The 10,731-nt window shown below is 74.9% G+C and carries 1 protein-coding gene; it reads left to right on the plus strand.

The genetic code is table 11. From position 1 onward, the window contains the following. Positions 1-28: 28 nt before the first annotated feature. Entirely contained in the window at positions 29-10,699 is a 10,671-nt protein-coding gene (locus SAM23877_RS33805; protein WP_053141467.1) for a type I polyketide synthase, read from the plus strand. The last annotated feature ends 32 nt before the right edge of the window (positions 10,700-10,731 follow it).

Genomic DNA, 10,731 nt, shown 5'->3' on the forward strand with positions numbered 1-10,731 from the left:
CGCTCCAAGAACCCCGCGGGAGAGCACGATGACGACCGAAGCGAGCAAGAGCCCCACCGAGCACAAGCTCCGTGACTACCTCGGCCGGGCCATCGCCGAACTGCACGACACGCGCCGGCGGTTGCGCGAGGCCGAGTCGCAGGAGCACGAGCCCATGGCCGTGGTGTCGGTGGCCTGCACCCTGCCCGGCGGCGTGCGCTCACCCGAGGACCTCTGGCGGCTGCTCGCCTCCGGCACGGACGCCGTCACCCCGTTCCCCGGCGACCGCGGCTGGGACGACGGTCCACTCGTGGGCGCCGAGGGCGTCGCGGCGCCCGAAGCGTCCCAGGGCGGCTTCCTGCACGACGCGGGCATGTTCGACCCCGCGTTCTTCGGCATCAACCCGCGCGAGGCGCTGGCCATGGACCCGCAGCAGCGGCTGGTCCTGGAATCGGTCTGGGAGGCGATGGAGCGAGCCGGAATCCATCCCGACACGCTGCGCGGCTCCCGTACGGGCGTGTTCATCGGCACCACCGGGCAGGGCTACGGCATCAACATGCAGGCGGGCATGGCCGGCACCGAGGGCTACCAGCTCACCGGCAGCGCCACCGCCGTACTCTCCGGCCGTATCGCCTACACCCTGGGCCTGCGGGGGCCCGCCGTCAGTGTGGACACCGCGTGCTCCTCGTCGCTGACCGCCCTGCACCTGGCCGCCCAGTCCATCCGCGCCGGCGACTGCTCCATGGCCTTTGCCGGCGGGGTCACCGTCATGCCGCACCCGATCGCCTTCCACGAGTTCAACCGCCAGGGCGGCCTGGCCTCCGACGGCCGGTGCAAGGCCTTCTCCGCCGACGCGGACGGCACCGGCTGGAGCGAGGGCGTCGGCGTCCTGCTCGTCGAGCGGCTCTCCGACGCCCGCCGCAACGGCCACCCGGTGCTCGCGCTGATCCGCGGCAGCGCGGTCAACCAGGACGGGGCCTCCAACGGCCTCACCGCCCCGAGCGGTCCCGCCCAGGAACGAGTCATCCGCGCCGCGCTCGACGACGCCCGCCTGACGCCGGACCAGGTCGACGTGGTCGAGGCGCACGGCACCGGCACCACGCTCGGCGACCCGATCGAGGCGCAGGCGCTGTTGGCCACCTACGGCCGGGGCCGTGACCGTCCGCTGTGGCTCGGCTCGCTGAAGTCCAACATCGGCCACGCCCAGTCCGCCGCCGGGGCCGCCGGCGTGATCAAGATGGTGCTGGCGATGAGCCACGGTGTGCTGCCCCGCACCCTGCACGCCGACGTGCCCACCCCGCACGTGGACTGGTCCTCGGGCCGCATCGAACTGCTCACCGCGGAGCAGCCCTGGGAACCCGGCGAACAGCCCCGCAGGGCAGCCGTCTCCTCGTTCGGCATCAGCGGCACCAACGCGCACGTCATCCTGGAGGAAGCACCCGTCGAGGTCCCCGCCGAGGGGCCCGCGACCCGTCGACCCGCCCCCGGCACGGTCCCGCTGCCGGTGTCCGGCCGGACCGCGCCCGCCCTGGCGGCGCAGGCCGAACGGCTGCGTGCCTTCCTGGACGACGGGGCGGGCGCCGCCACCGAACTCGTCGACCTCGCCCACTCCCTCGGCGCGACCCGCCGGTCCCACGAGCTCCGTGCCGTGGTCCTCGCCACCGACCTGGTGCACGCCCGGACGGGCCTGCGAGCCGTAGAAGAGGGCCGCACCGGGGCCGACGTGCTCACCGGCGCCGTACGGCCCGGCCTGACCGCCTTCCTGTTCACCGGGCAGGGCGCGCAGCACGCGGGCATGGCGCGTGACCTGTACGACACCTTCCCGGTGTTCGCCGAGGCCTTCGACACGGTGTGTCAGAAGGTCGGGGGTGAACGGCCGCTGAAGGAGATCGTCTTCGAGGACGGCGCGGCGCTGGACCGCACCGTCCACACCCAGCCGGCCCTGTTCGCCGTCGAGATCGCCCTCTTCCGCCTGGCCGAGTCATGGGGCCTGCGCCCCGACGTACTGGCGGGCCACTCGATCGGCGAGCTGGCCGCCGCCCACGTCGCGGGCATCCTGTCGCTGGACGACGCCTGCCGCCTGGTCGCGGCCCGCGGCCGGCTGATGGAGGAACTGCCCGAGGGCGGCGCGATGCTGGCCGTCGAGGCGGCCGAGGACGAGATCGAACTGCCCGCGGGCGTGGACCTCGCGGCGGTCAACGGGCCGTCGTCCCTGACGGTCTCGGGTGACGCCGACGCGATCGACGCGCTGGAGGAACGGCTGCGCGGTCAGGGCCGCAAGGTCAAGCGGCTCGCGGTCTCGCACGCCTTCCACTCGCACCTGATGGAACCCGTCCTCGACGAGTTCGCCGCGATCGCCCGCGACCTGACGTACCACCCGCCGACGATCCCGCTGGTCTCCACCGTCGGCCCCGACAGCGACCCGACGACCTGGGAGCACTGGGTCGGCCAGGTCCGCTCGACCGTGCGGTTCGCCGGCACCGCCGAGGAACTGGGACGCCGCGGCGTCACCCGGTACGTCGAGGTGGGCCCCGACGGGCTGCTCAGCGCCCTGATCGGCGCCGTGGACGACACCGCCGTCACCGTTCCGCTCCAGCGCAGGGGCCGCGACCAGACGGACAGCCTGCTGCGGGCCGTGGCGCGGCTGCACGTCGCCGGGCTCGACCCCGACTGGGCGGCCGTCCTGGAACCCTGGAGTCCCCGCCGGGTGGACCTGCCCACCTACGCCTTCCAGCGACAGCACTACTGGCCGACCCTCAGCAGCCCGGCCGACCTCAGGACGGCCGGGCTGAGCGGCGCCGGACACCCGCTGCTGGGCGCGCTCGTCTCGGTGGCCGGTGACGGGGGCCTCGTGCTCACCGGCCGGCTGTCCCGCGCCACCCACCCCTGGCTCGACGACCACCGTGTGCTCGGTGCGGTACTCGTTCCGGGCACCGCGCTCGTCGACCTCGCCCTGCACGCGGGCAGCCAGGTGGGCTGCGCCGTGGTGGACGAGCTGACCCTGGACACCCCGGTGCACCTGCCCGAGTCGGGCGGTCTCCGGATCCAGGCGGAGGTGGGCCCCCCGCTCGCGGACGGCTCCCGGGAGATCGCCCTCTACACCCGGCCCGACGAGGCCGACGGGGTCGTCGGCACCGACGGCGGCTGGGTCCGGCACGCCACCGGCGTCCTGGCCCCCGCCCGTCCGACGGCGGGCGAAACCCTGGCCGAGTGGCCGCCCCGGGACGCCGAACCGGTGGTACTGGACGACTTCTACGCCACCGCGGCGGCCGCCGGCCTCGACTACGGGCCACTCTTCCAGGGCCTGCGCGGCGCCTGGCGCGCCCCCGACGGTGCGGTGTACGCCGACGTGGCGCTGCCCGTCGTGGCCGACACCGCGGACGCCCCGGACGCCGCGGGCTTCGACCTGCACCCCGCCCTCTTCGACGCCGCCCTGCACTGCGCGGCCCTGAGCGGCCCCTCGCAGCACGCCCCGGCCGTCCGGATACCGTTCAGCTGGTCCGGCGTCACCCTGCACGCCAAGGGTGCCACCGCCCTGCGCGTACGCCTGACCCCCACCGGTGCGGACGCCGTCTCGCTCGAACTCGCCGACCCGACGGGACGGCCGGTCGCCTCCGTGGAGTCCCTGGTGCTGCGACCGGCGGCGCCCATGGAGGGCCGGATCCCGCCCGACACGCTCTTCCGGATCGAGTGGACCGCCCTGCCCGCCTCCGGCCCGGCCGCGCCGTGGACGGTCGTCACCGGCGCGAACGGACTGGCGGCCCTGGCCGAGCCCCCCGCCCTGGTGGCGGTCCACACCGACCCGGACCACGGGGACCCCGACGGTCCGGTGACCCTCGACGGGCCCGCCGCGGTCCGCCGCGCCACCCACCGCGCCCTGGACCACGTGCGGACCTGGCTCGCCGACGAGCGCTTCGCCGCCTCCCGGCTCGTCCTGCTCACCCGAGGCGCCGTGCCCGCCGGGGACACCCCGGTCGACCCGGCCGCCGCCGCGGTGTGGGGGCTGGTGCGCAGCGCGCAGACCGAGCACCCGGGACGTTTCGTTCTGCTCGACCTGGACCCGTCCGACGGCTGCACACCGGTGACCGGCCTGGCGGACGCCGACGAACCGCAACTCGCCCTGCGTGAAGGCCGGCTGTTCGCGCCCCGTCTCGTCCGCGCCGCCGTTCCCCCCGCCGCGCCGGACCCGGCGGAGGCGCACGGCACGGTACTCGTCACCGGCGGCACCGGCGTCCTCGGTGGCCGCGTCGCCCGGCACCTGGCCGCCCGACACGGCGTCCGCGACCTGCTGCTGGTGAGCCGACGCGGCCCTGAAGCGCCCGGGGCGGACGAACTGATCGCCGAGCTGGCCGCCCTGGGGGCCCGCGCCCGTGCCCTCGCCTGCGACGTGGCCGACCGCGAAGCGCTCGCCGAGGTACTCGCCGGCCTCCCCGCCGACCGGCCGCTGACCGGGGTGGTGCACGCCGCCGGCATCGTGGACGACGGCGTGGTCACCTCCCTGACCCCCGACCGGCTCGACGCGGTCCTGGACGCCAAGGCGGCCTCCGCGCTGCACCTGGACGACCTGGTCGGCGACGTCTCCCTGTTCGTGCTGTTCTCCTCCGCCTCGGCGACCTTCGGGTCCGCCGGCCAGGCCGGCTACGCGGCGGCGAACGCCGTCCTGGACGCCGTCGCCCGCCGCAGACCGGGCGCCGTCTCCGTCGGCTGGGGCCTGTGGGCGGAGACCTCCGGTATCTCCGCCGGGCTGGACGAGACGGGACGGGCCAGGATCCGGCGGGTGGGCTCCGCGCTGGCCACCGACGAAGCGCTGGCCGTCCTGGACGCCGTCCGGACGGGCGACACCCCGCACCTGGTCGCCCTCCGCCTGAACCTCGCCGAGCTGCGGGAGGCCGCGGACCGCGACCCGGCCGCGGTGGCGCCCCTGCTGCGAGGTCTGGTCACCCGCCGCGTCCTGCCCGAGGCGGGGCGTGCGGTGCGCGGTGCCGCCTCCCCGCTGGGCGAGCGCCTCGCCGGCCTCGGCGAGGCCGAACGCACCGAGCTGCTCTCCGACGTGGTGCGGTCCGAGGTCGCCGGTGTGCTCGGGCACACCGGCGCGGAGCCGATCGAGGACCACAGACCGTTCAAGGACCTGGGCTTCGACTCGTTGACCGCCGTGGAACTGCGCAACCGGCTCGGCGCCGTGACGGGCCTGCGGCTGCCCGCGGGCCTCGTCTTCGACCACCCCTCCCCGCAGGCCCTGGTGGCCCACCTCCTGCCCCGCCTGATCGGGGCGGACACCGCGGCGCCCGTGCGGGCCGGCCGCACCGTCGGCAGCGACGAGCCCATCGCCATCGTCGCGATGAGCTGCCGCTACCCCGGCGAGGTGAACAGCCCCGAGGACCTGTGGCGCCTGGTGGCGACGGGCTCCGACGCCATCGGCCCCTTCCCGGACAACCGCGGCTGGGACACCACGGCCCTCTACGACCCCGACCCCGACGCGGCCGGCAAGTCCTACGTCCTCCAGGGCGGCTTCGTCCACGACGCGGACCGCTTCGACCCCGTGCTCTTCGGTATCTCGCCGCGCGAGGCGCTGGCGATGGACCCGCAGCAGCGGCTGATGCTGGAAGCCTCCTGGGAGGCCTTCGAACGGGCCGGACTCGACCCGACCTCGCTGCGCGGCAGCTCCACCGGAGTGTTCGCCGGACTCATGTACCACGACTACGGCGCCACCGTGACGGTGCTGCCGGAGGGGGTCGAGGGCTATCTCGGCACCGGCACCGCGGGCAGCGTGCTGGCCGGCCGGGTGTCCTACACCTTCGGACTCGAAGGCCCGGCCATGACCGTGGACACCGCCTGCTCGTCGTCCCTGGTCACCCTGCACCTGGCCTGCCAGGCGCTGCGCAACGGCGAGTGCGACATGGCACTGGCGGGCGGCGTCACGGTGCTCTCCACCCCGGGCGTCTTCGTCGACTTCAGCAGACAGCGCGGCCTCGCCTCCGACGGCCGCTGCCGCTCGTTCTCCGCGGACGCCGACGGCACCGGCTGGGCCGAGGGCGTGGGTGTGCTGCTGGTGGAGCGGCTGTCGGACGCCGTCCGCAACGGGCACGAGGTGCTGGCGGTGGTGCGCGGTTCCGCGGTCAACCAGGACGGCGCGTCCAACGGCCTGACCGCCCCGAACGGTCCCTCGCAGGAACGTGTGATCCGCGCCGCGCTGGCCGCGGCCCGGCTGACCGCCGCGGACATCGACGTGGTGGAGGCGCACGGTACCGGTACGACTCTGGGTGATCCGATCGAGGCGCAGGCGCTGCTGAACGCCTACGGTCAGGACCGGCCCGCCGACCGGCCTTTGTGGCTGGGGTCGCTCAAGTCCAACATCGGGCACACGCAGGCCGCGGCGGGTGCCGGTGGTGTGATCAAGATGGTGCAGGCGTTGCGGCACGGGGTGCTGCCGCGGACCCTGCACGCGGACGAGCCCACGCCGCACGTGGACTGGTCCTCAGGGGCCGTCGAGCTGCTCACCCAGGCCCTGGAGTGGCCGAGCGGGGAGCAACCGCGCCGTGCCGCTGTCTCGTCCTTCGGCATCAGCGGCACCAACGCGCACGTGGTGCTGGAGGAATACCGCGCACCGGCTCCGTCCCCCGCGCCCGTGGACGCCAGCGCGCCCGTGCGGCCCGCTCTCCCGGTGACGCCCTGGATCCTGTCCGGCAAGAGCGCGGCCGCCCTCCAGGAGTCGGCCGCCAGGCTCCTCGCCGTGGCGGACGAAGCGGATCCCGCAGACGCCGCTTGGCGGCTGGCCACCGGACGTGCCGTGCTGGAACACCGGGCGGTGGTGGTGGGTCCGGATCGTGTGGGTGGGTTGGGGGCGTTGGCGGGGGGTGTGGCGCATCCGGGTGTGGTGCGGGGTGTGGCGCGTTCGCGGGTGTCTCCGGTGTTCGTGTTTCCCGGTCAGGGGTCGCAGTGGGCGGGGATGGCCGCGGAGTTGCTGGAGCGGGAACCGGTGTTCGCCGAGGCGATGGCGGAGTGCGGGAGGGCGTTGGAGCCGTTCACCGACTTCTCGTTGGGGGAGGTGGTGCGGGGTGAGGGTGTGGGGCTGGAGCGGGTGGAGGTGGTCCAGCCGGTCCTGTGGGCGGTGATGGTGTCGCTGGCGAAGCTGTGGGCTTCGGTGGGGGTGGTGCCGGCCGGGGTGGTGGGTCATTCGCAGGGGGAGATCGCGGCGGCGGTGGTGGCCGGGGGTCTGTCGTTGGAAGACGGGGCGCGGGTGGTGGCTCTGCGGGCGCGTGCGATCGCCGGGGAGTTGGCGGGGCGGGGCGGGATGGTGTCCCTGGCGGTGCCGGTGGTGGAGGCGGAGAAGCTGGCAGCACGATGGCCGGGATTGTCGGTGGCGGCGGTCAACGGGCCTGGTTCCACGGTGGTGTCCGGCGAGGCGGCTGCGGTGGAGGAACTGCTGGCGCACTGCGAGGCGGAGGGCATCAGGGCGCGGCGGGTCCCCGTGGACTACGCCTCGCACTGTGCGCAGGTGGAGCGGATCCGTGAGCGGCTGCTGGAGGATCTGGCCCCGATCGCTCCGGTCTCCTCGGCGGTGCCGTTCCATTCGACGGTGACCGGTGTGCGGATGGACACCGCTGGGCTGGATGCGGAGTACTGGTACGGCAATCTGCGCAACACGGTGCGGTTCGAGGAGGTCACGCGGGCCCTGCTGACCGAGGGCCGCACCTTGTTTGTTGAGGTGAGTCCGCATCCGGTGCTGGCTGTCGGGGTGCAGGAGAGCATGGAGGCCGCGGGCGGCGCGGGGGTGGTGCTGGGGACGTTGCGGCGCGGCGAGGGAGGTGCGCAGCGTTGGGTGACCGCGCTGGCCGAGGCCCACGTGCACGGCGCCCCCGTCGACTGGACGCGCGTACTGGAGGACCGCACCGGCAGCGGCGTCGAGCTGCCCACCTACCCGTTCCAGCGGGACCGCTTCTGGCCCGAGAGCCGGGCGCTGCCCGCCGACGTCTCCGCCATGGGCCTCGACCGCACCGACCACCCGATGCTCGGCGCGGCGGTTCCGGTGGCCGGCACGGACGGCGTGCTGCTCACCGGACGGATCGCAGCGGACACCCACCCGTGGATCGCCGACCACGTCCTGCTGGGCACCGTCCTGCTCCCCGGCACCGCACTGGTCGAACTCGCCGTCCGGGCCGGCACGTCGGCCGGCTGCCCGCACCTGGACGACCTCGCCCTGGAGGCCCCGCTCACCCTGCCCGAGGGACGGGCGGTCGTCCTGCAGGCCGTCATCGCGGACAGCGTTCCCACGGACAGCACGCGCTCCCTCACCCTCTACTCCCGCATCGAGGGCGACGACGGACCCTGGACCCGCAACGCGAGGGGCACGGTGCGGGCCGCCGACCCGGCCGGGTACGTCCCGGAGCCGGTCCCGTGGCCACCCACGGACGCCGAACCGGTCGACCTGACCGGGTTCTACGAACCCGCCGCCGACAGCGGTTACGGCTACGGTCCCGCCTTCCGGGGCCTGCGCTCCGTCTGGCGACGGGACGACGAGGTGTTCGCCGAGGTCACGCTCCCTCAGGACGTCCGCGCCGGCGCCGAGGGGTTCTCCGTGCACCCCGCCCTCTTCGACGCCGCCCTGCACGCCATCGGTGCCGGAGGGCTCCTCCCGGGCGGCGGCGGGGTGCGGATCCCCTTCGCGTGGCAGGGCGTCACCCTGCACGCGGCGGGCAGTACCGAACTGCGGGTCCGGCTGAGCCGCTCCGCCGAGCGGGAGGCCGTACGCCTGGAGGCCGTGACCACCACCGGCGCCCCGGTGATCCATGTCGAGTCGCTGGACCTCCGACCGGTCTCCGCCGCCCAGCTGGCCTCCGCGAACGGGCCCGGCGACGCACTGTTCACGACCGACTGGACGTCCGCCGCGCCCGGCCCGTTCCCCGCGTCGTGGGCCGTGGTCGGCGGCGACGTCCTCGGCGCGGCCGACCACCTGGCCGAGGAGAACTTCGCCGTCGAGTGGCACGCCGACACCGCCGCACTGCTCGCCTACGCCGACGCGGGGATGAACGTGCCCGAGGTCGTCCTCCTCTCGGGGGCGGGAACACCGGACGAGGACGACGCGCAGGCGGTGCACCGCCGGGTGGCCGAGGTGCTCGACTCGGCACAGACCCTCCTCGCGGACCGACGCTTCGACGGGTCCCGCATCGCGCTGCTCACCTGCGGTTCCGTCGCCGTACGGGACGGCGAGGACATCACCGACCTGCCCGGCGCGGCCGCCCGGGGACTGCTCCGGTCGGCACACGCCGAACACCCCGGCCGGTTCGTCCTCGTCGACACCGACGGCGACCTCACCGGGCTCGCCGAGGCACTCGTCCCCGACGAGCCGGAGACCGCGCTGCGCGGCGGTTCCCTGCTGGTGCCACGCCTGGTCCGGGCCCGGCCCGCGGGCGAGCCCGCGCTGCCCGTCGGAACCGTCCTGGTCACCGGCGGCACCGGTGTCCTCGGCGGTCTGGTGGCCCGGCACCTCGTCACCGCCCACGGCGTCACCGACCTGCTCCTGCTCAGCCGCTCCGGCCCGGACGCCCCCGGAGCCGCCGATCTCGCCGCCGACCTCGCCGCCCTCGGCGCGCGGGCCGACATCGTGGCCTGCGACACCGCCGACGCGGACCGCCTCGCCGAGGTGCTGACCGGCCGCCGGATCGCCACCGTGGTGCACGCGGCGGGCGTCCTCGACGACGGCGTCTTCGAGTCGATGACACCGAAGCGCGTCGCGGCCGTGCTGCGCCCCAAGGCCGACGCGGCGTTCCACCTGAGCAGACTGACCGGGGCCGAACTGTTCGTGTTCTTCTCCTCCGCCGGCGGCACCTTCGGGCCGGCCGGCCAGGCCAACTACGCCGCCGCCAATGCCACTCTGGACGCCCTGGCCGCCCGGATCCGGGCCCGGGGCGGGGACGCCCTCTCCATCGGCTGGGGCATGTGGGCCACCGGCACCGGCATGACCGGCCACCTCGACGGCGCCGCACGCGAGGACGCGACCGGCAGCGGAACCGCTCTGACCGACCAGGACGGCCTCACCCTGCTCGACGCCGCCCTCACCACCGGCCGCTCCCATCTGGTGGCGGCACGCCTGGACCTGGCCGCCCTGCGGGCCCGCGCGGACAGCGTTCCGGTGCCCGCGCTGCTGCGTACCCTCGTTCCACCGCCGGTCCGGCGGACGGCCGAAGGGGAGAGGCCGGACACGCCGTCGCTCAGCGCCCGTCTGGCACCCCTCGACCCGTCCGAGCGACGGCAGGTGGTGCTCGACCTGGTCCGCGGCCACGCGGCCGCCGTCCTCGGACACGCCTCCGCCGAGGCCGTCGACCCCGACACGGGCTTCGTCGACCTGGGGTTCAGCTCGCTCAGCGCGATCGAGATCCGCAACCAGCTCAGCGCCGCCACCGGCCTGCGATTGACGACCACGCTGGTCTTCGACCACCCCACCGCCAGTCGCCTGGCCGACCACCTGCTGGACCAACTGGTGGTCGAGAGCGCCGAGTCCGGCCCCGCCGCGCTCCTGGCCGACCTCGACCGGCTCGACGCCGCCCTCGCCGGGACCGGCCCGGGGGACGAGACCCGCAGCCGCGTGATCTCGCGACTGCACGCACTGCTCGCCCGGCACGACACCGCGGACGGTTCGGGCCTCGTCACCGCCGCCGGAAACCTCGACGCGGCGGACGACGACAACCTCTTCGCCTTCATCGACAACGAACTGGGAGCCTGAGGCGATGCCGGACGAGACCGTCGGCGCACGTG

The organism is Streptomyces ambofaciens ATCC 23877 (assembly GCF_001267885.1).
In the GTDB taxonomy this organism is placed as follows: domain Bacteria; phylum Actinomycetota; class Actinomycetes; order Streptomycetales; family Streptomycetaceae; genus Streptomyces; species Streptomyces ambofaciens.

Coding starts and splice junctions, on each gene's coding strand:
- SAM23877_RS33805 (WP_053141467.1), top strand. CDS start 29: ATGACGACCGAAGCGAGCAAGAGCCCCACCGAGCACAAGCTCCGTGAC.